Here is a 24,899-nt window from a genome sequence, read left to right on the forward strand (position 1 = left end):
ATGAGTGATAACGACGATGATTATACCGCCGCGAACGAGGAAAACAGGTTTGGCGGGCGGGTTCGTCGTTATGCACGGGTGGGCGCATCGGCCAGCAAGCTGGCCGCGCGCCTTGCCACCGGGAAAATGTTCGGCGGCGAGATTGATCACGCCAAATACGCCGCCGAACTGACCTCGGCCCTTGGTGGGCTTAAGGGCCCGTTGATGAAGGTCGCGCAGATCCTGTCCACCATCCCCGATGCCCTGCCCAAGGAATATACCCAGGCCCTGGCCGAACTTCAGGCGGATGCACCCAGCATGGGCTGGCTGTTTGTCAAACGCCGCATGCGAAGCGAACTGGGGGCGGGATGGCAATCGAAGTTCACAGAATTCAGCCACGATGCCGTGGCGGCCGCGTCACTTGGGCAGGTACACAAGGCAACACTGCCCGATGGGCGCGATGTGGCGTGCAAGCTGCAATACCCGGATATGTCGGCAACGGTTGAGGCCGACCTTAAGCAGCTGCGCGCAGCCTTTGCGATATATAAACGCTATGACAGCGCGATTGATGCGCAAAACATTCAGGAAGAACTGACCGCCCGCCTGCGTGAAGAACTCGACTATGAGCGTGAAGCCAAGCATATGAGGCTATATCGCCATATGCTGGCCGACGTAGATTGTGTTCATGTGCCTGAACCGGTTGACGAACTGACCACCAAGCGGCTTTTGACCATGACCTGGCAAACCGGGCAGAAGTTCAAACACTTCCTTGAAAGCGATCCCGATCAGGATGCACGCAATCAGGTGGCACTTAATATGTTTCGCGCCTGGTATGTGCCGTTTTATCGTTACGGCGTGATCCATGGCGATCCGCATCTGGGCAATTACACCCTGCGGGATGACCTTTCGGTCAATCTTCTGGATTTCGGCTGTATCCGTATTTTCAAGCCCGACTTCGTAAGAGCCGTGATTACACTTTATGAAGCCCTTCGTGACGAGGACGAAGAAAAGGCTGTTTCAGCCTATGAAAGCTGGGGCTTTGAAAATCCATCACGTGAACTGATTGATGTGCTGAATATCTGGGCTAGTTTCGTGTACGGCCCGATCCTCGATGACCGTGAACGCAAGATGGGCGAAACCAACTCTGTCGCCTATGGCGCGGAGGTCGCGGGCAAGGTGCATCAGGAACTGCGCCGTGTTGGCGGCGTCAAACCACCCCGCGAATTCGTTCTGGTTGACCGTGCGGCGGTCGGGCTTGGCGCGGTTTTCCTGCGTCTTGATGCAGAGGTGAACTGGTATCGCCTGTTTAACGATCTTGTCGGCGATTTTGACTTGGCAAAACTTGAAGCCCGTCAAAAAGATGCACTGACCCAGATCGGTTTGGAGCGCCCCGACCAATAAGGCGCGCAAGGCGCATTCACCAACGTATCCGGCCCGCCAAGCGAGTCGGGTTTTCAATGCAGAGTCGAGCGCCCGTTTGGGCAAATTGCGCGATGGAAAATCCGATTTTTGATGTCTGATCCGGTTTGGTTTCCCAAAAATCGAGAATATTTTTGCGAACCTTTTTGCGTTTGCAACGTTCCCTATTGCGTGCCCATTTGGGAATAAATGAAGACTTGGGCGTTTATTTGTAAGATAATATTCACTTACAACGTGAGGCGAAAACAGGGGAAACTGCCAAAAATCAACGTTCTATTGTGTGACGATCCGGATCAGGACCTGTTCCATAATGGAAATGAAATGTGCGAATTTCCGCACATAATGGATTTTTCGATGTATTAACTGATTTAAAGTTAAATTGCTTTTTTGTCGGTTTTTCGGATTGTGGTTGCCGATCAGAAATCGCATCTTGCTTTCAACGCAGACATGCAGGGCGTCATTGATTGTTTGTCCTGAGCACCAATGGCGGGTGGGACCTGATATGTCAGCAAGGTTTTTTGCCTTGTAATGCGTGGTGGGAAAGTGGGCGGTTTCTTCTGCGATTGCTGAAGAACCGCCTTTTTCTTTTTCGGGCCGCTTCAGGTGTAGGTGTGCTGGCCCGGATGATTTGAACTGGACAAGGGTTGCCCGGTGATCGGTCCAAAAGGAACGCGACATGACGTTCTGGAACCGGTTGCTTTGAATGAAGACGGATTGTCAAACTGACCAATCATTTAGGGAAGGAGGTCAAACGCGATGAAACTGGCCGTTCCAAAGGAAATATGGCCCGGGGAAAAGCGCGTTGCCGTCACGCCAGAGACCGTTAAGAAGCTTAAGGCTCTGGGGTTTGACGTTGCAATCGAGGCTGGCGCCGGAATAGACGCCGCCATACCGGATGATCGCTTTGTCGATGCTGGTGCAACCATTGCCAAAACAATGAAAACCACCGTGAAGGATGCCGATGTCATCTTCAAGGTGCGCCCACCTGTCATTGACGGCAAAACCAACGAATTAACCGCCTATAAAAAGGGGGCCGCCGTTGTGGCCCTGCTTGAGCCATATGACCGCAAGGACCTGATCGAGGCGATGGCAAAGGCCGGTGTTGATGGCTATTCGATGGAACTGATGCCGCGTATTTCACGCGCACAGTCGATGGATGTGCTGTCCTCGCAATCCAACCTGGCGGGCTATCGCGCCGTTCTGGATGCCGCCCATGAATTTGGCCGCATCTATCCGATGATGATGACGGCGGCGGGCACACTTGCACCTGCACGCGTTGTCGTGGTCGGGGCCGGTGTTGCCGGCCTTCAGGCGATTGCAACCGCCAAGCGCCTTGGTGCTGTTGTATCGGCATTTGATGTGCGCCCGGCGGTCAAGGAACAGGTTCAATCGCTTGGCGGGACCTTTATTGAAGTCGAAGACGACACGGCATCTGATGCCGAAACTTCCGGCGGCTATGCCAAGGAAATGTCAGACGACTACAAAAAGAAACAGGCTGAAAAGCTTAAAGAGGTTCTGACCAAAACCGACATCGTCATTACCACGGCGCTTATTCCGGGCCGTCCGGCACCGGAAATCGTCACCGCCGATATGGTGGCGGGCATGAAGCCAGGTTCGGTCATTATTGATCTGGCGGCTGAACGTGGTGGCAACGTTGCCGGTGTGAAACTTGGTGAAACGGTGATGACCGATAATGGCGTCAAGCTGATTGGTCCTGCCAACATCACCAGTTCCGTCGCAACCGATGCAACGGCGATGTATGCCAAGAACCTTTTGAACTTCATCACCCTTTCTGTCGATAAGGACAAAGGCACGCTGTCGTTTAATGGCGAGGACCAGATCATCGCCGAGACGCGCCTGACCCATGATGGAAAGGTCGTTCATCCGAAATTCGGCGGGGAGGAGGTCGCAAATGGCTGATCAATCCGTAGCCCAGAATGCAAATGAACTCCGCGATGCCGCCCTTGGCCTTGCGGAAAAGGCCGCAAAGCTTGCCGACAGTCTGGCAAGTGGTGCGTCCGATGCCGCAGGCACGGCCGCGGTTGCGGTACAGGGATCAGGCGTTAGCCCGACGGTCCTTGGCCTGACCGTATTCGTCTTGGCCTGCTTTGTTGGCTATTACGTCGTGTGGAAAGTTACCCCGGCCCTTCATTCACCCCTGATGGCTGTGACCAACGCCATTTCGTCGGTGATTATCGTCGGTGCGCTTCTGGCAGCAGGCCCGGTGGAGATGAACTTCTCCAAGATGATGGGCTTCATTGCGGTGGTGTTGGCCTCGGTCAACATTTTTGGTGGCTTCATCGTCGCCCAGCGCATGCTGCATATGTTCAAGAAAAAGAAGTAGGGGGAACACACAATGTCGGAAAACCTATCGGCTTTCCTGTATCTGGTGGCCTCGGTCTGCTTCATTCTTTCGTTGCGCGGACTTTCGTCACCTGAATCGGCCCGAACCGGGAACATCCTTGGCATGGTGGGTATGGCGATCGCCATCTTTACCACGCTGGCAAGCCCGGCCGTGCTGTCATACACAACCATCATCGTCGGTATTCTGATCGGTGGTGCTATCGGTACCGTCATCGCGCTCAAGATCCAGATGACCGCCCTGCCACAGCTTGTTGCGGCCTTCCACTCGCTGGTCGGTCTGGCGGCGGTGTTTGTCGCCGGTGCCGCCCTTTATTCGCCGGGTGCCTATGGCATCGGAACGGCGGGCAATATCGGTGCGGCCAGCCTGATTGAAATGGGGCTTGGTGTTGCGATTGGTGCGATTACCTTTACCGGCTCCTTGATTGCGTTTGGTAAGTTGCAGGGCATCGTTTCAGGCACGCCTGTCCGGTTCAAGGGGCAGCATATGCTTAACCTTGCCATCGGGATTGCCATTGTTGTCTTTGGCGTCATTCTGGTGGTGACTGAAAGCCATACGGCATTCTGGATCCTTGTGGCACTGGCCCTAGTTCTGGGTGTTACGCTGATCATTCCGATTGGCGGCGCAGACATGCCGGTCGTTGTTTCCATGCTGAACTCGTATTCGGGTTGGGCGGCATGTGGCATCGGCTTTACGCTTCAGAACAGTGCGCTGATCATTACCGGGGCGCTTGTCGGTGCGTCGGGTGCGATCCTGTCCTACATCATGTGCAAGGGCATGAACCGCTCGATCTTCAATGTCATCTTTGGTGGCTTTGGCGCAGAGGGCGAAGCAGCCGCCGGTGCTGGCGGTGATGGTGATCGGTCGGTCAAATCCGGATCGGCCGATGATGCATCCTTCATCATGAAGAATGCATCGAGCGTCATTATCGTGCCGGGCTATGGCATGGCCGTCGCACAGGCACAGCATGCGCTGCGTGAAATGGCTGATATCCTTAAAGCCGAGGGTGTCAAAGTCCGTTATGCCATCCATCCGGTGGCCGGACGTATGCCGGGTCACATGAACGTGCTTCTGGCCGAGGCCAGCGTGCCCTATGACGACGTGCTGGAAATGGAAGAAATCAACCGTGATTTCGGATCGGCTGACGTTGCCTTCGTGATTGGTGCAAACGATATCACCAACCCGGCAGCCAAAACCGACCCGGCCAGCCCGATCTTCGGCATGCCGATCCTTGAAGTCGAAAAGGCCAAAACGGTCCTGTTCGTCAAACGCGGCATGTCAGCCGGTTACGCTGGCATCCAGAACGAGCTGTTCTTCAAGGACAACACCATGATGCTGTTCGGTGATGCCAAAAAGATGTGCGAAGAAATCGTCATGCATCTCGACAACTGATCAAACCATCCGGTTTGAAAAGACAAAAGGCGGCTCCGATGGGGCCGCCTTTTTGTTCTGGATTCCTGTCCTATTCGATCTCATAGAGAGAATGAAAATTGAATAACTTATAATAATGTGTCTCGTTTGGGCGGGTGTCGGATCGCAAATGCTATTTAGGGTAAGTTTTGGTTGGAAGATTTGTGCGTAACTCACGCATAAATGGAAAACAGTTGAAGTCACCATTTGTTCCAGGTATGTTCTCCTTAGGAACAGGAGGAGATTGGGATGTTCTCAAAACATATACTCTCCTGCAAATGCAGGTATTGTGGCTTGCGTTGGCAGCCAAAGACCGGCGTTGTCGGTACCCAATCGTACTGCCCGAAATGTTCTCAATTACGAAGGAAGAGGGCCTCTGAAAAGCTTTCGTTGAGGCCAATTCAGGAATTCGATGTAGTCGGGAAGTATCTGGTGGATTCTAGACTCTTGCGTTGAACCTATTTCTGGGCTCTAAAGAACTCCTGTAGCCCTGAAAGAGCTTGAGTTTTACAAACAACTCCCTCAGACCCTCCGAGAGTGCGTAGTCGCCCTTGGCCGTTTGCTGGCTTCGAAACGGCAGTCCAATGGTGTTTTCGAGAGCTTATTTGCTCCCATGTGACTTCGATTATCCGTGAATTTGCTTTTCGTTCCCAAGATATAAAATTGTCTTCAACTGTGCAGTTGAAGCATGGGCTGGTTGGGAGATCTGCAAAAGCGTGAAGTACTTGATGTGTGGATTGGTACCTAGAGTCAGGATCGTCATTGAGCATCTTTTTAATTACTCGACGCCATCTTTGTGGGACGTGGGGTAACCAAGTGAGAGTGTTTGAAAACCCCCCTTTTGGTACTGAAACGGCAGGACGTGGTAAGGCGGTGTACCACTTCTCACCATGCAGCAGTCGGTAGAGAGTCATTCCGAGTGCCCAAATGTCTGTTTTTACACTGGTTCCAGAACCCTTGAAGAGTTCATAAGCCAAATGATCCCAGTATCCTGCCCTGTCAGCATAGCCGTATATCAATTCATCGGTGACGAGCCCAAAGTCAGCAAGTTTAGCTGAACCATCATCATCAATAAGGATGTTCCCTGGTTTGATATCTCGGTGAATCATGCCTCTTGCATGCAGCGCTTGAAGGCCAAGTGTTATTTCGGTAGCGACCTTTCTAGTGAATTCAATGTTGCTGGGGCCGAACTCGTACACTTCCTGCAGAGAGCCGCCTTCGCAGAGTTTCATGACGAATAACACGCTATCTGCTAGGCTGTTACCGTCTGGTGTTTCTGTTGAAACCTGATCTAGTTGTTCTCCATCAACTGTGACCTCTTGTTTATCCTTATATACTATGTAGTGGACGGGTACGACGTTGTGGTCGGTTGCTTTTTTGAGGTTTTGGGCTTCCGATAGCAGTGCCTTCTTTCGAAGCTCCCATTCCTCTTCTGTTTCGTCCCTCTTTTGACTCATTATCTTTGCAGCTACTTCGCCATGCAATTCATCTTGGCATTTGTATACTGCGCCGAAGTGCCCCGAGCCAAGGTAGTCACCTAAAACCAAATTTGATTTGAAGTTCATAGCTTGTCTCTTTCAGCTAAGAGCAACAACGCTGCTTCTCGACTTCCTACGCGCAGATTTTTTCCGATCAATTTGTCATCCCAGAAGTCATGATCTTTTATGTATTCATCGGCTTTTCTATCTCCGAATGTTTTACTTATTACTCCTTTCGCGCGAAGAACAACGTCGCCACAACTGATCGCGGCGGCGTTTATAACGATACCTCGCAGTTCGGCCGCATGTAGATGGGCGACTGTAGTACTCTTGCTGGTTGCAGAAGCTTTGATAACTACCTTTTCGATTTTATTATCGCTAAGGTACTTACATATCTGCTGAAATACGATTGGATAGGCGGGGGGTCTTGGTCCAGTTTGCAATTTAAAAATTTGATCGGCCACAATGGAAATTGGCCCTTCTTTGCCGCCAACATCTGCGTGAACAAGAATAACTTTGTCGCCGGAGACGACGATACCAACCCAATTCATCAGCAACTTGAACCTTCGAAAATTAATCCCTATTCGATTGTATTAGAATAATAGAAAAAGTGAAAGGTTACGTTATTCTTAGTTGTTCCTAGCGGATTGTACTGGATGTTGCCGTCAATCTTGGTTCGGAAGGTCGCATGTTTCGGTTGGTAAGGGTTTCTCTGTTTTTGGTGGTCGTGCTGTCCGTGGCGTTGGTCGCGTCCATGGGGCTGACGATCCTGACCTATGTCCGGCTGACGGCCGAGGAGCCGATTGCCAAAATGTATTTCGAACCGCTTGAGGAGGATTTGTTCGAGGCGCATCTGGCGGCGGGCGAAGGTGGGGATGTCGGCATCTTTGAGATTTATGGTGATCAGTGGCGGATTGATGCCGAGTTCATCAAGCTGAAACCCTGGGCCAATGTGATGGGCATGGATGCGCGCTATAAGCTGGTGCGCTTTGAAGGCCGTTACCGCGATATCAATGATGAAAACACCAAGCCAAAGATGGCCTATGATCTGGGGCAGGGCGATGCGCTTGATCTGATGAACTATCTGGCGGAATGGAATTTTCTGGTCGATGCCGAATATGGCAGTTCGACCTTTACCGATATCAGCCAAGATACCTTTTATACCGTTTATCGTACCCAGTCGGGCATCATTGTCCGGTCTGAGCCGATGCCAGACCCGATTGGCTATGAGCCGACGATGATGGATGACATCCGGGCGTGGGTATCGGGAAACTGATACATCCGGGTTTCTGCGCGACACGAACGTGAGGTCCGAAACCGGCGAGCAACACTGGGCTCTGCCCCATATCCTTTTGCCATCGTTAACCGCACCGCTCAGTCAACTGAACCGGTGCCAGATGGATTGGATAGATCATGTTGCTTGAAGACAAGGTTGTTATCATCACCGGTGCAAGTTCCGGGATCGGCGCTGCATCGGCCAAACTGTTTGCCCGGGAAGGGGCAAAGCTTGTGCTCGCGGCACGCTCGGAAGACCGACTTGATCAGGTTGTGACGGAAATCAATGGGGCAGGCGGCAAGGCATTTGCCCTTGCCGGGGATGTCTGCGACGAGGCGTTTGCCAAGGCATTGGTTGATGCAGCGATTGATGAATATGGTGGGCTTGATGTGGGGTTCAACAATGCCGGAACCCTCGGATCACCCGGTGCGCTGAGTGATATTGATGTTGGGGAGTGGGAGAAAACCATTCGAACCAACCTGACATCTGCCATGTTCGGGGCGAAATACCAGATGCCCGCAATTGCCAAACGCGGCGGCGGATCGGTTATTTTTACTTCTACCTTTGTTGGACATACCATTGGCCTGCCGGGTATGACGGCCTATGCGGCAAGTAAAATGGGCCTGATCGGGATGGCGCAATGTCTGGCCGTGGAATATGGCAGCGCCAATGTGCGGGTAAATGCCTTGTTGCCGGGTGGGACTGATACCCCGATGGCGGCAAGCTTTGCCAATGATCCGGAAGCACGGGCAATGGTGGAAAAGTTCCATGCGCTCGGCCGGATCGCCGCGCCAGACGAAATTGCCAAGGCGGCATTGTTTCTGGCATCTGATCATTCAAGCTTTGTTACCGGCTCGGCCATGATGGCCGATGGTGGCAACTCGATCTGCAAGGCCGCTTGATCAATTCTTGATCAGGCCATGACTGTGGTCATGATTGCGGCCATGGCCCAGAAAAACCAAACCCGCCCGGATTGCTCCGAGGCGGGCTTGGCGCACGGGTCCGAATTTAGCGAACTAAATTCGATCGTACAGTCACGTTCGAGATACCCCGAAAGTGAAAAAGACTAGAAGCCTTCGCGCTCGATGCGCTTACGCTCCAGCTTGCGGGCACGACGGATTGCTTCCGCCCCTTCGCGAGCTTTCTTCTCCGACGGCTTTTCAAAGTGGCGACGGAGTTTCATCTCACGGAAAATGCCCTCGCGCTGCATCTTTTTCTTAAGCGCTTTCAGAGCCTGATCGACATTGTTGTCGCGAACGATTACCTGCACGGAAACCACGCTCCTTTCAAAAAAACAAAAACACCCGGAGTGCGGAATGCCCCCCGGTTGGATTTACGGTCAAACTGACCGTGGGCTGTATATAGTGCAAATCGGGCAAAAAGAAAAGAGGGAAGGGGATATTCGCCTTGGGCGTTTATTGGGCGCGTTTTGGCGAACCCTTTGGGCAATTACCGGGTTTTCCGGTTTGGCTGTCGTGAAACCATGCGGCGATAACCGCATGGTAAAAATACATCAAGGGTTGCTATAATGCTTTGAGATAACAACATCTATTGCCTGACCCTGATCGGGTAGATGATCTGGTTTCCCCGGGTTTCCGGGCGGGATATGCAAACAGCTCGGAGGATGGGAAATGGTAGGTGGTTTGCGCGAAACGGCGATTGCACATGCGCCGTTTTTTGTCACTGCCCCCGGTGAAACAGATGTTTTATTCACCATTGTTGTCTGGTTCGTGGTGCTGGCGGTGTTCGGTGCAGGGGCGCTTTATCTTAGCCTGCATGCACTGCCCGAACGCATGGCCCATCACGCCAACCATACGCAAATTCAGCTGATCAGTATCCTGACCCTTCTGGCATTGTTTACCCATAACAACCTGTTCTGGTTGGCTGCCCTTGTGATTGCGGTGGTGCAGGTGCCGGATTTCTATAGCCCGCTGCAGTCGATTGCGCAGTCTGTAAAGGCAATGGCGCGCAACAGGGGGGCTGTTGTCGACGACTCGCCCGTTGCGTCAGAGCCAGTAACGACGCAGGAGAATGCCAAAGATGTTTGAGCTTCTTTTGTGTTCGCTGTTCACCATCCTGCCCGATTACCTGTTTCGCCGTTACAAGCAGGGCAAACGGATCGGCAAGGAAATCACCCTGTTTTCCGTTTGGTATGAGCTGCGCTATGGCATTGTTGGCTGTGCGATCCTGACGATCACGCTTATTGCGACGATTTTCTATTTCCATCCATCGACCATGAATGTGTCGTCATTTTTCAGAACCGTGACGATCCTGCCGGAAAAGGGCGGGCGCGTGGTCGAGATTTATGTCGATAATGATCAGGTCGTCGCGGGCGGTGATCCGCTGTTTCGCATTGATAACCGGGTCGAACGCGAAGCCGTCGCCATGGCCGAGCAGCGCATTGCCGAAATCCGCGCCCAGATGGATGTCACCCGTGCCGACCTTGCCGTCGCCGAGGGCAATGTTGAACAGGCCCGCGGTGCCTATAATCAGGTGCGCGACGAGCTTGAAGTCAAAGCCGATCTTTTGTCGCGCGGGAACAACGCGGTATCACGGCGTGAGGTCGAACGCCTGGAAGTTTCCCTGACAACCCGGCAAGGCGGGCTGAACGCCGCGCTTGCCAGCATGACGGTGATTGAAACCAAGCTTCAAAGCCTGCTTCCGGCACAGCTTGCAAATGCACAAGCGGCACTAAGGTCGGCAGAGGCGGAGCTTTCCAAAACCGTGGTACGTGCCGGTGTGGCCGGAAAGATCCAGCAATTTGCCCTGCAAGTTGGTGATTATGTCAGTCCGGTCCTGCGTCCGGCGGGAATCCTGATCCCGGAAAAGGATGGCGAGACGATCTATCAGGCGGGCTTTGCACAAATCGCAACACAGGTGGTCAAGCCCGGTGTGATTACCGAGGTCACCTGTGCCTCATTGCCGTTTGAAATCATCCCGATGGTGGTAACCGACGTGCAGCCGGTGATTGCCGCCGGCCAATTCCGGCCAACGGACCAGTTGCTTGATATCACTGATCGCGCAAGGCCGGGCACCTTCCTTGCCAAGATGGTGCCGCTTTATCCGGAAACGATCCGTGATGTGCCGCTTGGCAGTAAATGTGTCGCCAATGCCTATACCAACACCCATGATCAGCTTGAAGATCCTGATATCGGAACGGGGCGGTGGCTGTTTTTGCATATGGTGCAAACAGTGGGTGCCGTGCATGCCATCCTGTTGCGCGTGCAGGCATTGATCTGGCCGATCCAGACTCTGGTCTTTGCGGGACACTAGGGGCAGGGCATTAGGACTTTACAGCCGGTCGTTTTTGGTTGGATATAGGGCCATGTCGATCCTTAAAATTGCCCGGATGGGCCACCCGGTTCTGCGCCGCGTTGCAGACCGTGTCGAAGACCCGCTTGATCCCGAAATTCAGCGCCTGATTGCTGATATGAAGGACACCATGAAGGATGCCGGGGGCGTTGGCCTTGCGGCACCGCAGGTGTTTCAGTCCGTGGCGATCATGGTCTATTACGTGCCAGCCCTTCGCAAAAGCGACGATCCCGACGATGGCGAGGTGCCCTTAAGTGTTCTGATCAACCCGGAAATCGAGCCGATTGGCGATGAAATCGTTGATGGCTGGGAAGGATGTTTGTCGATCCCGGGCCTTCAGGGTGTGGTGCCGCGATGGAACAAAATCCGTTACCGCGGGTTAAATGAGAAGGGCGAAGCTGTGGAAACCACCGCCGGTGGTTTCCATGCCCGCGTGGTTCAGCACGAATATGATCATTTGATCGGGGTGATGTATCCCGAACGTATGGAAGATATGTCGTTGCTTGGTTTTAACGAGGAATTGCGCGAAAACCCGCCCGAGACTACCTTTAGGCAGTCGGTTGCGACCGACGCCGGATCTGATGACGAGGAGGCCTGAATGTCTGTTACTGAAAGCATGACCCGTCTGCAAGCCCAGCGCGAAGCACTGGTCGAGGCAGCCCTTGAACATGTGCCGTTCGATGGCTGGACCAAACAGGCACTTCATGCCGGGGCAGAAGACCTTGACCTTGCACCGGGCGAGGTAGACCGTTTGCTTCCCAATGGCATTCGTCAGGCCATCGTTACGTATGTCGAGATGACAGACCGCAAGATGATCGCCGCCCTTGATGAAAAGGGCCTTGAGAACCTGAAAATTCGTGACCGCATCGCGACCGCAGTCAAGACCCGCCTTGAGCTGGTCGAGGGGCAAAAGGACACTGTTCGGGCCGCCCTTGCCTTCATGACCCTGCCGCAAAATGCCGCCCTTGGTCTGAAACTGACCCATGGTACGGTGGATGCGATGTGGGTTGCAGCTGGTGACACCTCGACCGATCATAACTGGTACACCAAGCGCATGTTGCTGGCTGGTGTTTATGGATCAACGCTTGCCTATTGGCTGGATGACACGTCCGAAGGCCATGCCGATAGCTGGGCATTTCTGGATCGCCGGATTGGCAATGTCATGCAGATCCCGAAAATTACCGCCAAGATTGGCAAGGCCGGCAAGTTTGCCGCAGCACCCTTCAAGATGGGGGCAAAGATTGCGCGCTGCATGCCAACACCGGGCCGGATGCGCCGCCAGTTTGGTGGCTGATACAAAGGCCGTCAAAAAACCCGATGAAAACAAAAACGCCACCGTGCATTGTGCCGGTGGCGTTTTGAGTTTTGAGGGAAGGAAACTTTTGCGGGTGCTGTGATGCGGCCTGATCAGAACGTATTGGTCAGGAAGCTTAGAAGCGTCATGTCAGGTTTGTTGGCTTCTTCCATTTCAGACGCCAGATCAATCTCGATCGGATTTTCCGGGCGCTGTGGTTCAAGCTCATCCTCAATCAGGGTTTTAAGAGCGTTGGTGTCATCGGTTTCCTGAAGGTCATATTTTGCCGGCTTGGCTGCAAGCGCGACCAGTTCGGAGGGCGGGGTGCCCATCCAGATGCCCTTTTTGTTGTCCTTGGCGAACTGCTGATCGCGCAAATAGGTGCTGCAGCTCGGATGGGTGTCGCAGCTGACCATATCGACCATTGCCCAACCGGCGCGCAGGATCAGACGGTTCAGATCGACCTGACCCATCTGGCATTCGGTCAGCATCGGGAACAGTTGAACGTCCGAGACCTGCTGACATTTGATCGCATAGTTTTCAATGATCCGATCAAGTGCCTGGGCAGCCGCCGCACCACACTGGAATTCGACCGATCCGGCCCGGCAGATCATGCCGGGTTTTGGCGCGCGAATGCCAAACAGTTCGACAATCAGATTGCCAAAGCGCAGCTTGTCGCCTTCGATCACATCCGGGAAGCCCGCGGCCCCCGGTGTGGCCGTGGCTTGGTTCGTGCGGCTTTCGACAGCGATCAGGCCAAGGGTCAGTGAAAGAATGATCAGAAGTTTTTTCATCACATGTCATCCGTAAAGAGTTTCCTGCGCCTTCAACAGCAAACCGGATGCCAATCGACTGGGCATAAAATGCCAGTCGAGTGATGTTTTGTGTAACGTTATGAATCATATACGAAAAAGCCCCGGACACGTGTGGTATCCGGGGCTTTTTGTTGTTTTGGTCGGTGGTCAAGTTTGCCTTATTTCGGCAGAACCCAGGTCACATGGCCCATCTTGCGGCCGGGCTTTGCTTCGGTCTTGCCGTAAAGGTGCAGTTTGGCATTTGGCTCGGTCAAAATTGCCTGCCAGTCATTGATGTCATCACCCAAAAGGTTCTTCATGCGGGCCTTGGAATGATGGGCCGGATCGCCCAGCGGCAGGCCGCAAACAGCCCGGATGAACTGTTCGAACTGACTGGTAATGCAGGCATCAATCGTCCAGTGACCTGAATTGTGCGGGCGCGGTGCAACTTCATTGACCAGAATGTCGCCATCAGAGGTGACAAACATTTCAACCGCCAGAAGCCCGACAAATTCCATCGCACTGACCAGCTTGATTGCGATGTCTTCGGCCTTTTTCGAAAGATCGTCTGCGATTTCAGCCGGGGCAACGGTGACATCAAGGATGTGATTGGTATGCACGTTCTCAACCGGGCAGAAACAGGCGGTGTCGCCTTTTACGCCACGGGCAACAATCACGGAAATCTCGCGCTCGAACGAGATGAAGCCTTCAAGGATGGCCTCGGCCCCGCCCATTTCAGACCAGGCTTCGGCAAGGTCGGTATCAGCGGCAATCTTGACCTGTCCCTTGCCGTCATAGCCAAGTTCGGTGGTTTTCAGAACCGATGGACGGCCAAGCTTGGCAACGGCGGCTTCAAGATCGGCGAGGGATCGAACCGCCTCAAACGGTGCGGTGCCAATACCATGATCATTGCAGAAGGTCTTTTCGCGCAGGCGGTTTTGCGAAATATGCAGGCATTTCCAGCCCGGACGGACCGGCACAAGATCGGCCAGCAGTTTGACACTGTCATGTGGGACGTTTTCAAATTCAAACGTCACGACATCGACGTCCGCGGCAAAGGCGCGGAGCGCATCAAGGTCGCTGTAATCGGCAACGGTCGCCTTGGCGCAGACCTGTTCGGTCGGGCTATCGGCACCCGGGCCAAACACATGGACCTTATAGCCAAGCTCCGCCGCACAGAAAGCAGCCATGCGGCCAAGCTGGCCGTTGCCCATAATGCCGATGGTGCTGCCCGGGGCGATGATGCGCGTGTCGAAATCCGTCATGTATTCCTCGATCAAAACTCGCCCACCTGTCGGGCAATCGTCAAATCTGGTGCAATCAAACAAAAACGCGCCCCGTCGGGGGCGCCTTTTTCAGATCAGGATATCAGGGTGCCGGGTCGACCGGCTCGTCTGCGACCGATGCGGTCTGGGCTGCGCGCCAGTCATCAAGGCGGGCTGCAAGGCCATCATCCATAAGCGCCATGATTTCGGCCGCCATCAGGCCAGCATTCTTGGCACCGGCAGAACCAATGGCAAGGGTTCCAACCGGAACGCCGCCCGGCATCTGAACGATGGAAAGCAGGCTATCAAGGCCCTTAAGCGTGCGGCTTTGAACCGGAACACCCAAAACCGGAAGCGGGGTCATGGCCGCTGCCATGCCCGGAAGGTGGGCCGCCCCGCCAGCACCGGCGATAATGACCTTAAGGCCGCGCGACTTTGCCGTTTTGGCGTAGTCATACAGGCGATCAGGCGTGCGATGGGCGGAGACGATCTTGGTCTCGTACGCGACGTTCAACGCATCAAGGACATCTGCCGCATTTTTCATGGTTTCCCAGTCTGACTGGCTTCCCATGATAATGCCGATGACCGGGGTTTGATCGCTCATAGTGGCGGCTCCGTTTCGGGCGGTTTCATGAAGGCCCGCATTATATGCAGCAAGTTCTATCATGCAAGCTTGCTTGCGGGATTGTCTTATCGGGAAAAGCCTTGTATATGATGTTGACCTTATTAAGAAATTCATGAAGTAATGGCAAATCGCGACCAATGTCACTCAGAATTGAAAATCTTGGTGAATTAATTGCGTTTTTGATCTATTATTTACCATTGCCTTATATAACTGTGCAGGTAGCACGCGAAGGTCAGACATGAAAGTCACAAGACCAGGATCAATGACACCCTCTATGGGGGGCGGGGATGGACGATATCCATCAAGCCCTTACGGGATTCTTGCATATGGCAAGGATGCGGGCCGTCGACGTGCGCCAAATCAGGACCATCAGGTTGATATCGACACCGACGACATACCCGATCCGGTCGACAAGACACCCTATCACACCCCCGATATCGCCAACGTTCTGGGTATTCCGGATCAGCAGGTTACACCTGCGGTAGAACAGGCAATTGGTCGCCTGATGGTGCGCATCAATGGTCTGACCGAAAATCTCAATGAACTGAAGCAACGCCAGGCTCATTTGGCCCGCAATGAGGGCCGCGATCCCTTTACCGGCGCAATCAGCCGACCGGCCTTCATGCAGATCCTTGAAAACGAAATGTCACTGGTTGGTGCGGATCGGACAAGCCGCATGGTGTTGATGTGCGAATTGGCCAATCTTGACGATATCCTGCAACTTCACGGGCAGGACTGCAAAGACGGCCTGTTTAACTATGTCCGACGCATCATGGCCGACTTCATCATGGCGCCGCATCATCTGGGATATCTTGGCTGCAATGACTTTGCGGCCCTGATGTACAATGTTGACGAGGAAGATGTCTGGCAACGCGTTGACGCCATCACAAGATGGCTTGATCAACATCCCTATACTCACAAGGGCAAACCGATCCCGGTTGTGCCGGTATTCGGCCTTTATCACGCCCAAAGCGGCGATACGCCGGCCTCGGCCCTGAAGGCGACAGATGCGGCATTGCGTGCGCACAAGGAAATGTATCTGGCCCGGCTGGATCGCATTCCGCAGGGCATCTGATTACTTCCCATTTTACATCAGGCAGATTTTGACGTGGCCAATCGCAAATCAGGCGATAATGTCTGGGACCAGCTGCGACTCGATATAAAGGATTTCGTCCTTTAGGGCTAATTTGCGCTTTTTCATGCGGCCAAGACGCAGTTGATCATGATGGGGGGCCTGAACCATTTGTTCGATGGCGACGTCCAGATCACGGTGTTCCTCGCGGAGCGAAAGAAGTCTCTTTTCAATCTCGATCTGATTGATTTCGTCCATTTTTGATCCAGCTTAATAACCAATGCGAGGGGACAGTGATAATACCAGATATCATGTTGGCAACCCATATGATTTGTACCACCCTGTAAAACAAATTTGCCACGATCGGGAAGGAAACAAATGCGCATCGGAGTTTTGACCAGTGGCGGTGATTGTGCCGGATTGAACGCGGTTATTCTTGCAGTGGTCCGCCGTGCGGTTCTTGGCTATGGCTGGGATGTTGTCGGTATTCGTCAGGGAACCCATGGCCTGATGCAGGACCCGCCCCAGGCCATTGACCTTAATGATCAGGTCAATAGTGACGGGTTGCTGCGCCTTGGCGGTACGATCCTTGGCACTGTGAACAAGGGCGATCCGTTCCATTATCCGATGCCTGATGGCAGCTTCGCCGACCGATCGAGCGAAGTTATTGAAGGCTATCACAAGCTTGGCCTTGATGCGCTGATTGGCATTGGTGGCGATGGCAGCATGGCGATCCTGCATCGTTTGGCCAAGATGGGCGGGATCAATCTGGTAGGTATTCCCAAGACGGTTGATAACGACCTTGCCCAGACGGAATATTCCATTGGCTTTACCACGGCGGTGAATGTCGCAACAGACGCCCTTGATCGTTTGCAGCCAACCGCGGCATCCCATGAACGGATCATGATCCTTGAGGTCATGGGCCGAGATGCCGGGCATATCGCCCTGTTTGCCGGGGTTGCGGGCGGGGCGGATGTCATCCTGATCCCGGAAATGGATTATGATCTTGATGAGCTTAGCCAGCATTGCCTCAATATCCGCAAAAGCGGCCGCAACCATGCGCTGGTGATCGTTGCCGAGGCGGTCAAACGTGATGATGGATCGGCGGTAACCCTTGGCGATGACGGCCAGAAAGTCCGTTATGGCGGCATCGGCCATTGGCTCGCCGATGAGCTTGGCGCGCGAACCGGCTGCGAAACCCGAGTGACCGTGTTGGGGCATGTTCAGCGCGGTGGCACACCATCGCCGCGTGACCGTGTGATTGCATCGGCCTTTGGGGTGCATGCGGTGGATTTGATCGCAGAAAAGAAATTTGATCGTGTCTGCGCTTGGCAGCAACGCAAAGTCGTCGATGTTGCGATGGAAGATGTTATTGTCGGCCCGCGGCTTGTGGATACCCAAGGCACGATGGTCTCGACCGCCAAGGGGCTCGGTGCCTATATGGGGCATCCGCCGAAAGTCGCCAGAACGGCCAAAACCGTTTGATATCCAATAAAAACACAGCAGGTTGGGAATGGATCAGGAAGAAGTCTGGGCCTTTACGGTCGCGATGTACGGTCGCGATGGCGTCGCCAAGCTGTGCCTTGATCTTCAGGAACGCTGTGACCTTGATGTGAACATGCTGCTTTTCATGTTCTTTCTGGGCCAGAAGGGATTGGCACCACTAAGCATTTCAGCACTTGAGGCATCTGTACGCGACTGGCGCGAAAACGTGATCAAGCCACTGCGCCAGACACGGCGACACCTGCGCGATGATCCGCGCATCAGTGCACAGGAACTGCGCCAGAAGGTCAAATCAGACGAATTGCAGGCCGAACGGATTGAGCAGCACATTCTGTGCGACGCGGTGGAAACCGTGCCGAGTGATGATCGGATAGCCGCCGCCCACGCCTATTTGTCCCCCAACCGGTTTGCGTTGGATCAGCAGGCCTGTGACAAGGCGCTTGGCGACCTGACCCGGATGATGGGGATCGCCTAACGCCCGGTTATTCTATGCGCGTGTTTTCGGTTTGCCGGTGACCGGGATTGGGTTGGCGGCCTCGGTATCGCCCCAGCGGGCGGTTTCGGGCAGATCAATCTCAAACAGATCAAGAATGCGTCCGCAGCTTTGTGTCACCATTTCATCAAGGGATTGCGGCCGGGCATAGAATGCCGGGACCGGCGGGGCAATGATCGCGCCGTTTTCCGTTGCCAGCGCCATGTTGCGGATATGGCCGGCATGAAGCGGTGTTTCGCGCGCCATCAGGACAAGACGCTTACGCTCTTTAAGGATCACATCGGCGGCACGCGCGATCAGATTATCTGCGACTCCGCTTGCGACCTCGGCCAGAGACTTCATCGAACAGGGGGCAATGATCATACCGCGGGCGCGAAAAGAACCGGATGCAATCGATGCACCGATGTCGGCATTGTCATGGACAACGTCAGCCATCTCCTTGATTTCGCGAATTTTAAAATCGGTCTCATAGGCGATGGTGCGCTCGGCTGCTTTGGAAAGAACCAGATGAGTCTCGATTGGCGTATTTTTCAGCAACTGTAAAAAACGTATGCCGTAAATCACACCCGATGCGCCGGTTATGCCAATGATAAGTCGATCTTTTTGCGTCATGCCAATCCTTGCCGGGCTGTGTTCTTGTTCACGTTTCTGATCGAAACACTGGAAATCATGTTACGAAATTAATACCATCTTGTTGTGGGCAATGTCAGATATAAGGAGTAGGCGAATGAGCGTTCAAAGCCATATCGAAGCTCTAACTGCCAAACATGCTGCACTAGAGCAGGAACTCCACCTCGAGACGCGCCGCCCGGCGCCCAACGATTCCGTTGTTGCAGACATTAAACGCCGCAAGCTTGAAATCAAGGACGAGATAAACCGAATAACCCATTAGCCGTTGTGGCATGGCCAAACGCGTGATCAAGAACACGCGATCCCCCATGCGAACGGTTTGACGACCTCAAAGATTTCCTAACTCTTGCTTTTGCCGCCTCATCTTAACGCCCACGCTTGAGGCGGCAACTTTATGTCTGCACTTCAAAATCACGGGCAACTTCCCACATTCATCATATCGCTGCAAACAGATACGAAACCCCTGACTGAGGGGATCAATCGCGTGTCTGTTTTGAGTAATTGTAATCCGCAGAAACCAAGGATTACAGGGCGCTACCAATGTCTAAGGGGTATGTGCGAATTAAATCGGTATTATGATGCCGATTTACGAGCTTATGGCTCCGCATGCGTCCGAATTCGACGCCAGACCAAACGCCGCGGGAGGGTATTTCACCAATGACCGGTCGCTATCAGGAAATCTACGAACGTTCGATCGCCGACAAGGAAGGCTTTTGGGCAGAAGCTGCTGAAAACATTTCCTGGTACAAGAAATGGGATCGCGTTCTTGATGACAGTAACGCGCCGTTTTACCGCTGGTTTGTCGGTGGCAAGGTCAATACCTGCTATAACGCACTGGATCGTCACATTGAAAATGGCCGGGGTGATCAGGCGGCCCTGATTTATGACAGCCCGGTCACTAACACGGTTCAGACATTTACCTATTCTCATCTGCGCGACGACGTCGCCCGCCTTGCCGGGGCACTGCATGCGCGCGGGGTGACCAAGGGCGATCGGGTGATCATCTATATGCCGATGATCCCCCAGGCGGCGATGGCGATGCTGGCCTGTGCGCGGATCGGCGCGATCCATTCTGTTGTCTTTGGCGGTTTTGCATCCAACGAACTGGCGACCCGTATCAATGACGCCAAACCAAAACTGATCCTGACCGCAAGCTGCGGCATCGAAGGATCGCGCGTCATTGAATACAAACCGCTGCTCGATAAAGCCATCGCCATGGCGGATCACAAACCCGAAAGCGTCATTCTGTTCCAGCGGCCGCAAAGCGATGCTTTGCTGATGGATGGCCGTGATTACGACTGGGAAGTCGAATGTGCCAAGGCCGCACCGTCTGACTGTGTCCCGGTTGATGCCACCGATCCGCTTTATATCCTTTACACGTCCGGCACGACCGGTCAGCCCAAGGGCGTTGTCCGAGACAATGGCGGGCATATGGTGGCCCTCAACTGGTCGATGAAGAACATCTATGATGTTGATGCCGGTGACGTTTACTGGGCGGCGTCCGACGTTGGCTGGGTGGTTGGCCATTCCTATATCGTTTACGCGCCGCTTCTGGCCGGGTGCACGACGGTCATGTATGAAGGCAAACCGGTCGGAACGCCGGATGCCGGTGCGTTCTGGCGGGTCATTTCCCAGCACAAGGTCAAGGTGCTGTTTACCGCACCAACTGCGTTCCGTGCGATCAAACGCGATGATCCCAAGGCTGCCCATATGGCCAATTACGACCTTGGCAGCCTAAAGGCGCTGTATCTGGCGGGTGAACGTTCTGATCCCGATACCCTGCAATGGGCGGAAAACAGCCTTGGCGTGCCGGTGATTGACCACTGGTGGCAGACTGAAACCGGCTGGTCGATCTGTGCCAATCCGCGCGGTATTGAATTGCTTCCGATCAAGTATGGCTCGCCAACGGTGGCGGCTTGTGGTTGGGATGTGCAGGTTCTGGACGAGGCCGGAAAGCCGCTTGAACGCGGTCAGATCGGCGCGCTTGCCGCCAAATTGCCGCTGCCACCGGGGACGCTTCCGACCCTTTGGCAGAATGATGACCGGTTCAAGTCATCCTATCTTGAAGAATTCCCGGGCTTTTATGCCACGGGGGATGCCGGCTTTATTGACGAAGATGGCTACATCTACGTCATGTCGCGCACTGACGACATCATCAACGTTGCCGGGCATCGCCTGTCGACCGGGGGGATGGAAGAAGTCCTTTCAAGCCATCCCGATGTTGCCGAATGCGCGGTCATTGGTGTGCATGATGATCTTAAGGGGCAATTGCCGCTGGGCTTTATCGTGTTGAAGTCCGGGGTCACCCGCCCGCATGACGCGATCTTGGCCGAGGTCGTTGCCATGGTCCGCGATCAGATTGGCCCGGTGGCGGCATTCAAGAAGGCGACTGTGGTCGAACGCCTGCCCAAGACCCGATCGGGCAAGATCCTGCGCAAGACCATGCGTTCTATCGCCGATGGTGAAAGCTATAACACCCCGGCAACAATTGATGATCCGGCAATCCTTCCCGAAATCGCCGAGGTCCTCAAAGAAATCGGTTATGCAAAATAGATAGACCCGTCCATCACAGATGCAAACTCCCGCTCCCAACTTAACGGAGCATCCTTGCACCCGCTTTTGCTTTCAAAAGCGGGTGCTTTTTTAGGATCAAGTTTTGGGAATGATCGGGCTATCGTCGCCAAGCGGCCGTTGCATCAGGACCGAATCAAGCCAGCGGTCAAACTTGTAGCCGACCTTTTTAAACGTACCGACCATTTCAAAGCCGTGGCGTTGATGCAGGCTGATCGATGCCTTGTTCGCACTATCCCCGATCACGGCAACCATTTGGCGCCACGGGCCCTCTTCACACCGTTTAATCAGAGCCGCCATCAGAAGGCTGCCAACCCCTTTTCCGACGCAGTCATGGGCCACATAGATCGAATTTTCGACCGAATGGCGATAGGCCGTGCGCGGTCGATAGGTGCCAGCGTAACAATAACCCACAATAGTATTGCTGCGGACCGCAACAAGATAGGGCAGGCCTTTATCGCGAATGGCGGCGAACCGATTGGAAATTTCGGCGTCGTCAGGTGCCGTTTCCTCAAACGATGCCGTGCCATGCAGAACATGGTGGCGATAAATTGCCGTGATGGCCGGGATGTCTTCAAGTCCGGCGTCGCGGATGGTGATGTTTGGTGACAGGGCTGGGGCAACGTCTTTAGTCGCGGCGTTCGAAGGCATGTTTTTTATCCGGCATGATGATGTTTGAGCTGACATTACGCCTAAATGCAGCATAAGTTTAGCTTTGATAAATTATGCACAGCATAAGGAAAAATTTGGTATGCGTGCACTTAACCTTGATCAGCTTCATGCCTTTGCCGATGTTGTCGCACTGGGAAGTTTTTCGGCCGCAGCCGATAAGCTTAATCTCAGTCAGCCTGCCATCAGCCAACAGGTGCGGCAGCTTGAAACCCGCATGGGTGTCAAATTGATTGAACGCGTTGGCAAACGTGCCGAAGCCACACCGGCGGGCTTGGCCCTTTTGGCCCATATCAGCGACATTGATGCATCTGTGCGCGCGGCCGAGGATGCCGTGGCAGGATTTTCAAGTGGTGCAGCCGGTCGCGTGCGGATCGGAACCGGGGCAACAGCCTGTATCTATTTCCTGCCGGCAATTCTGGAAAGGCTTCAACGCAGCTTCCCAAAACTCGAAATCATGGTTCGTACTGGCAATGCTGGCGATATCGTTCGTGCGATTGAGGATAACAAGCTCGATATCGGCCTTGTGACCATGCCATGCAGTGGGCGGAGCCTTTCGGTAACGCCGATCATGACCGATCCGTTTGTCGCAATCTTTCACGCAGATGCCGATGTCGGGGATGTTATTCGCCCTGTCGATCTGGAAGCGATGCCATTGGTGCTTTATGAACGCGGTGGATTGACGCGCACATTGGTCGATGATTGGTTGCGCAAATCCGGGGTTAATGGTCGTTCGGTGATGGAGCTTGGCAGTGTGGAGGCGATCAGGGAACTTGTCGGGGCAGGCATCGGTGCGACGATCCTGCCTGAAATGGGTGCAAGACCAGATCGAACCCAGTTTCCCATCAAGACCCGCCCGTTGTCACCGCCACTCGTGCGCGAACTTGCTCTCATCATGCGTCGCGACAAGACTCTCACACCGGGACTACAGGCCGTCTGCAATAGCCTGAAAGCAGCCGCTGACAGGCGCAAAACTGATCGGTAAACCGGTCAGTCTTCCTCAGAAATGAAGAAGGTTGGAAAATCCGCATCCGGCTCCGGCGCGTGAAGCGCCACACCAGCCGTCGTGATCATTTCGGCGATATGATCCGGCGGCGGGCAATCGGTGAAGAACGCGCTGACATCGCGGATGGAACCGCCGCGGACAACGGCGTTGCGTCCAAACTTTGTGTGATCGGCAACCAGATAGGATTTCCGGGCATTTTTCAGGATGGCAGATCGGGCGCGGACTTCCTGTTCATCGAAATCAAGCAGGCTGCCATCCGGATCAATCCCGCCAACGCCAAAGATGCCGTAATCAACCTTGTAGCTGTTAAAGAACGCCTCGACCTCAGGACCAAGGACATCCCGGTCACGATTGCGCAGGCGGCCGCCAATCAGGGTCACCTCAAAGCTGTCATTGGTGGCAGCGACATAGGCGACATTGAGGTTATTGGTGAAAATCCGAAGGTCGCGATGTTGCAACAACGCATTGGCGACAAGTTCCGGGGTGGTGCCAATCGAAAAGAACAGCGACGCCCCGTTGGGAATTTCGCGCGCCACCAGGGCCGCGATCTTGCGCTTGTCATTGACATTCAGGACCTTGCGCGCCCGATAGGCGATGTTTTCATGCTCAAGGGCGGGTTCAACACCGCCGTGGCGACGGCGGAGCAAGCCCTCATCGCACAGCGCATTCACGTCGCGCCGAATGGTTTGCGGGGTGACTTCAAAGCGTTCTGCAAGTTGTTCGATGGTGCGAAAGCCATCAGCACGGACAAGTTCGACAATGCCTGCCTGGCGTTCGGTTGGGCGTTTTTGCATGGAAACGTGTCTTTGGTGTTGTTCATTTGAAAAGCAGCCGAATGGTATGTCGCCACCATGTCGGTTGCGTTACCGTTTCGCTGCATTACTGTGAAACAAACCTTACGCAAGCAGGGCTTAAACCCCAACGAAAAAGGCCGCCCGGTGGGCGGCCTTTGAAATTCGATCAGGATTTGAAGAGGTTTTCGGCCGCTTCCATGTAATCGGAAGTTTTCGGCTCGTCTTTCTTCTCGTCCTTTTTCTTGCCGGGATAATCCGGTTCCGGATTGATCTGCAGTTCTTCGGGCAGCGGATCCGGCTCGACATCCTTGGCGATCTTTTCCGGGTTCTTCGAACGGGCAATCACGACCTGTTTTTCAAGGTCAAGCTCGGTGCAAAGGCCCATGGTGACCGGGTTGCGCGGCGTCAGGTTGGCCGAGTTCCAGTGCGAACGATCACGGATCTTGCCAATGGTGTCCTTGGTGGTGCCGATCAGCTTGCAAACCTGCGCATCGGAAAGTTCCGGATGGTGTTTGAGAAGCCATGCAATCGCATTCGGGCGATCCTGACGTTTGGAAACCGGGGTATAGCGTGCACCCTTCGACTGCGCGCGCGGGCGCGGCAGGTCGGATTTCGCCATTTTCAGGAATTCGCGCGGGTCTTTTTCGCAACGCGCGATTTCTTCTTTGGTCAGCTGACCATTGGCAACCGGATCGAGGCCAACGATACCCTGGCCGACGTCACCGTCTGCGATGGCCTGAATTTCAAGCTCATGGAGTTCGGTAAAGGCAGCAATCTGCCGGAACGACAAGCCGGTATTGTCGATAAGCCATACGGCGGTTGCTTTGGGCATGAGGGGCTGTGCCATATTTCCTCCTGTTTCCTTCTTTCTCTCTGGAGACCGGCGATGGGTATAAGGCCCAAAAAGCGCGGGAATGTCTGCCCCAGAATATAATCTCTTTAGGTGG

At 54.1% G+C, this 24,899-nt stretch carries 28 protein-coding genes and 1 pseudogene; 17 read left to right on the forward strand and 12 right to left on the reverse strand.

The features are described 5' to 3' along the window. Window positions 1-1,380 carry an AarF/ABC1/UbiB kinase family protein gene (locus tag AUQ41_RS14265; RefSeq protein ID WP_063088966.1) on the forward strand — a complete coding sequence of 460 codons (1,380 nt, stop codon included), beginning with the start codon at window positions 1-3 and terminating at the stop codon, window positions 1,378-1,380. A gap of 291 nt (window positions 1,381-1,671) precedes the next feature. Here the strand turns inward: AUQ41_RS14265 and AUQ41_RS14270 are convergent, their stop codons facing one another. Then, a complete protein-coding gene (locus AUQ41_RS14270; RefSeq protein WP_063088967.1) occupies window positions 1,672-2,076 on the reverse strand; it encodes a hypothetical protein in 405 nt (134 codons plus the stop codon). A gap of 78 nt (window positions 2,077-2,154) precedes the next feature. On the opposite strand from AUQ41_RS14270, the gene AUQ41_RS14275 reads away from it, so the two are divergent. The 3 genes from AUQ41_RS14275 to AUQ41_RS14285 are packed head-to-tail and all read left to right on the forward strand — an operon-like array spanning window position 2,155 to window position 5,152. Beyond that, window positions 2,155-3,318, forward strand: a complete 1,164-nt coding sequence (locus tag AUQ41_RS14275; RefSeq protein ID WP_008891681.1) for a Re/Si-specific NAD(P)(+) transhydrogenase subunit alpha — start codon at window positions 2,155-2,157, stop codon at window positions 3,316-3,318. Beyond that, entirely contained in the window at window positions 3,311-3,742 is a 432-nt protein-coding gene (locus tag AUQ41_RS14280; protein WP_008891680.1) for an NAD(P) transhydrogenase subunit alpha, read from the forward strand. Before AUQ41_RS14275 ends, AUQ41_RS14280 begins: the two co-directional genes overlap by 8 nt. Before the next feature lie 12 nt (window positions 3,743-3,754). Further along, window positions 3,755-5,152 (forward strand): NAD(P)(+) transhydrogenase (Re/Si-specific) subunit beta, encoded by a 1,398-nt coding sequence (locus tag AUQ41_RS14285; protein WP_063088968.1) that lies wholly within the window; start codon window positions 3,755-3,757, stop codon window positions 5,150-5,152. A 476-nt stretch (window positions 5,153-5,628) separates the two neighbouring features. On the opposite strand, the gene AUQ41_RS14290 is transcribed toward AUQ41_RS14285, so the two are convergent. After that, the gene (locus tag AUQ41_RS14290) at window positions 5,629-6,735 is read right to left on the reverse strand and encodes a serine/threonine-protein kinase (protein WP_063088969.1); all 1,107 of its coding nucleotides are present in this window, start codon (window positions 6,733-6,735) and stop codon (window positions 5,629-5,631) included. Continuing rightward, window positions 6,732-7,199, reverse strand: coding sequence for a hypothetical protein (locus AUQ41_RS14295; protein ID WP_063088970.1), 468 nt, complete (start codon window positions 7,197-7,199; stop codon window positions 6,732-6,734). The genes AUQ41_RS14290 and AUQ41_RS14295 overlap by 4 nt, the downstream gene beginning before the upstream one ends. A gap of 137 nt (window positions 7,200-7,336) precedes the next feature. On the opposite strand from AUQ41_RS14295, the gene AUQ41_RS14300 reads away from it, so the two are divergent. Both AUQ41_RS14300 and AUQ41_RS14305 read left to right on the forward strand, forming a co-directional pair. Then, window positions 7,337-7,924, forward strand: coding sequence for a hypothetical protein (locus AUQ41_RS14300; protein WP_063088971.1), 588 nt, complete (start codon window positions 7,337-7,339; stop codon window positions 7,922-7,924). 137 nt (window positions 7,925-8,061) lie between these two features. Then, entirely contained in the window at window positions 8,062-8,826 is a 765-nt protein-coding gene (locus AUQ41_RS14305) for an SDR family oxidoreductase (RefSeq protein ID WP_143588778.1), read from the forward strand. 164 nt (window positions 8,827-8,990) lie between these two features. Here AUQ41_RS14305 and rpsU read toward each other — a convergent pair whose 3' ends face one another. Continuing rightward, the gene (rpsU, locus tag AUQ41_RS14310) at window positions 8,991-9,194 is read right to left on the reverse strand and encodes a 30S ribosomal protein S21 (RefSeq protein WP_008891676.1); all 204 of its coding nucleotides are present in this window, start codon (window positions 9,192-9,194) and stop codon (window positions 8,991-8,993) included. A 361-nt stretch (window positions 9,195-9,555) separates the two neighbouring features. Here rpsU and AUQ41_RS14320 point away from each other — a divergent pair, with 361 nt between their 5' ends. The 4 genes from AUQ41_RS14320 to AUQ41_RS14335 are packed head-to-tail and all read left to right on the forward strand — an operon-like array spanning window position 9,556 to window position 12,530. Further along, window positions 9,556-9,972 (forward strand): hypothetical protein, encoded by a 417-nt coding sequence (locus AUQ41_RS14320; protein ID WP_063088974.1) that lies wholly within the window; start codon window positions 9,556-9,558, stop codon window positions 9,970-9,972. Then, entirely contained in the window at window positions 9,965-11,197 is a 1,233-nt protein-coding gene (locus AUQ41_RS14325) for an HlyD family secretion protein (RefSeq protein WP_063088975.1), read from the forward strand. The genes AUQ41_RS14320 and AUQ41_RS14325 overlap by 8 nt, the downstream gene beginning before the upstream one ends. Window positions 11,198-11,249: 52 nt before the next feature. Then, complete coding sequence (def, locus tag AUQ41_RS14330; RefSeq protein WP_063088976.1) at window positions 11,250-11,834, forward strand: peptide deformylase; 585 nt, start codon at window positions 11,250-11,252, stop codon at window positions 11,832-11,834. Further along, window positions 11,835-12,530, forward strand: a complete 696-nt coding sequence (locus tag AUQ41_RS14335) for a COQ9 family protein (RefSeq protein ID WP_063088977.1) — start codon at window positions 11,835-11,837, stop codon at window positions 12,528-12,530. 113 nt (window positions 12,531-12,643) lie between these two features. Here AUQ41_RS14335 and AUQ41_RS14340 read toward each other — a convergent pair whose 3' ends face one another. The 3 genes from AUQ41_RS14340 to purE all read right to left on the reverse strand — a co-directional run bounded on the left by AUQ41_RS14340 (window position 12,644) and on the right by purE (window position 15,193). Further along, the gene (locus AUQ41_RS14340) at window positions 12,644-13,324 is read right to left on the reverse strand and encodes a thermonuclease family protein (protein WP_063088978.1); all 681 of its coding nucleotides are present in this window, start codon (window positions 13,322-13,324) and stop codon (window positions 12,644-12,646) included. 179 nt (window positions 13,325-13,503) lie between these two features. Next, window positions 13,504-14,589 carry a 5-(carboxyamino)imidazole ribonucleotide synthase gene (locus AUQ41_RS14345; RefSeq protein ID WP_063089044.1) on the reverse strand — a complete coding sequence of 362 codons (1,086 nt, stop codon included), beginning with the start codon at window positions 14,587-14,589 and terminating at the stop codon, window positions 13,504-13,506. A gap of 103 nt (window positions 14,590-14,692) precedes the next feature. After that, window positions 14,693-15,193 carry a 5-(carboxyamino)imidazole ribonucleotide mutase gene (gene purE, locus AUQ41_RS14350; protein ID WP_008891667.1) on the reverse strand — a complete coding sequence of 167 codons (501 nt, stop codon included), beginning with the start codon at window positions 15,191-15,193 and terminating at the stop codon, window positions 14,693-14,695. 283 nt (window positions 15,194-15,476) lie between these two features. Between purE and AUQ41_RS14355 the strand changes: the two genes are divergently transcribed. Next, window positions 15,477-16,289, forward strand: a complete 813-nt coding sequence (locus AUQ41_RS14355) for a diguanylate cyclase domain-containing protein (protein ID WP_232308401.1) — start codon at window positions 15,477-15,479, stop codon at window positions 16,287-16,289. Between the two features lie 48 nt (window positions 16,290-16,337). Here the strand turns inward: AUQ41_RS14355 and AUQ41_RS14360 are convergent, their stop codons facing one another. Next, entirely contained in the window at window positions 16,338-16,544 is a 207-nt protein-coding gene (locus tag AUQ41_RS14360; RefSeq protein WP_008891665.1) for a YdcH family protein, read from the reverse strand. 120 nt (window positions 16,545-16,664) lie between these two features. Here AUQ41_RS14360 and AUQ41_RS14365 point away from each other — a divergent pair, with 120 nt between their 5' ends. Next, the gene (locus tag AUQ41_RS14365) at window positions 16,665-17,771 is read left to right on the forward strand and encodes an ATP-dependent 6-phosphofructokinase (RefSeq protein WP_063088980.1); all 1,107 of its coding nucleotides are present in this window, start codon (window positions 16,665-16,667) and stop codon (window positions 17,769-17,771) included. 28 nt (window positions 17,772-17,799) lie between these two features. Beyond that, window positions 17,800-18,264, forward strand: coding sequence for a TIGR02444 family protein (locus AUQ41_RS14370; protein WP_063088981.1), 465 nt, complete (start codon window positions 17,800-17,802; stop codon window positions 18,262-18,264). 12 nt (window positions 18,265-18,276) lie between these two features. Here the strand turns inward: AUQ41_RS14370 and AUQ41_RS14375 are convergent, their stop codons facing one another. Beyond that, window positions 18,277-18,894 (reverse strand): UbiX family flavin prenyltransferase, encoded by a 618-nt coding sequence (locus AUQ41_RS14375; RefSeq protein WP_063088982.1) that lies wholly within the window; start codon window positions 18,892-18,894, stop codon window positions 18,277-18,279. Window positions 18,895-19,009: 115 nt separating this feature from the next. Between AUQ41_RS14375 and AUQ41_RS20570 the strand changes: the two genes are divergently transcribed. Then, a complete protein-coding gene (locus AUQ41_RS20570; RefSeq protein WP_008891661.1) occupies window positions 19,010-19,174 on the forward strand; it encodes a YdcH family protein in 165 nt (54 codons plus the stop codon). Between the two features lie 395 nt (window positions 19,175-19,569). After that, window positions 19,570-21,465, forward strand: coding sequence for a propionyl-CoA synthetase (locus AUQ41_RS14380; RefSeq protein ID WP_063088983.1), 1,896 nt, complete (start codon window positions 19,570-19,572; stop codon window positions 21,463-21,465). A gap of 96 nt (window positions 21,466-21,561) precedes the next feature. Here AUQ41_RS14380 and AUQ41_RS14385 read toward each other — a convergent pair whose 3' ends face one another. Continuing rightward, a complete protein-coding gene (locus AUQ41_RS14385; RefSeq protein WP_063088984.1) occupies window positions 21,562-22,134 on the reverse strand; it encodes a GNAT family N-acetyltransferase in 573 nt (190 codons plus the stop codon). 100 nt (window positions 22,135-22,234) lie between these two features. Here AUQ41_RS14385 and AUQ41_RS21360 point away from each other — a divergent pair. Together AUQ41_RS21360 and AUQ41_RS14390 are read left to right on the forward strand one after the other, a co-directional pair. Then, a pseudogene (locus AUQ41_RS21360) lies at window positions 22,235-22,414 on the forward strand (LysR family transcriptional regulator); the annotation flags it as partial. Between the two features lie 72 nt (window positions 22,415-22,486). Beyond that, complete coding sequence (locus tag AUQ41_RS14390; protein ID WP_369813535.1) at window positions 22,487-23,137, forward strand: LysR family transcriptional regulator substrate-binding protein; 651 nt, start codon at window positions 22,487-22,489, stop codon at window positions 23,135-23,137. A gap of 5 nt (window positions 23,138-23,142) precedes the next feature. On the opposite strand, the gene AUQ41_RS14395 is transcribed toward AUQ41_RS14390, so the two are convergent. Continuing rightward, complete coding sequence (locus AUQ41_RS14395) at window positions 23,143-23,952, reverse strand: DeoR/GlpR family DNA-binding transcription regulator (RefSeq protein WP_063088986.1); 810 nt, start codon at window positions 23,950-23,952, stop codon at window positions 23,143-23,145. 166 nt (window positions 23,953-24,118) lie between these two features. After that, a complete protein-coding gene (locus AUQ41_RS14400; RefSeq protein ID WP_008891656.1) occupies window positions 24,119-24,799 on the reverse strand; it encodes a DUF1013 domain-containing protein in 681 nt (226 codons plus the stop codon). Window positions 24,800-24,899: the final 100 nt, after the last annotated feature.

The sequence above is a fragment of the Thalassospira sp. MCCC 1A02898 genome (assembly GCF_001618185.1).
In the GTDB taxonomy this organism is placed as follows: domain Bacteria; phylum Pseudomonadota; class Alphaproteobacteria; order Rhodospirillales; family Thalassospiraceae; genus Thalassospira; species Thalassospira tepidiphila.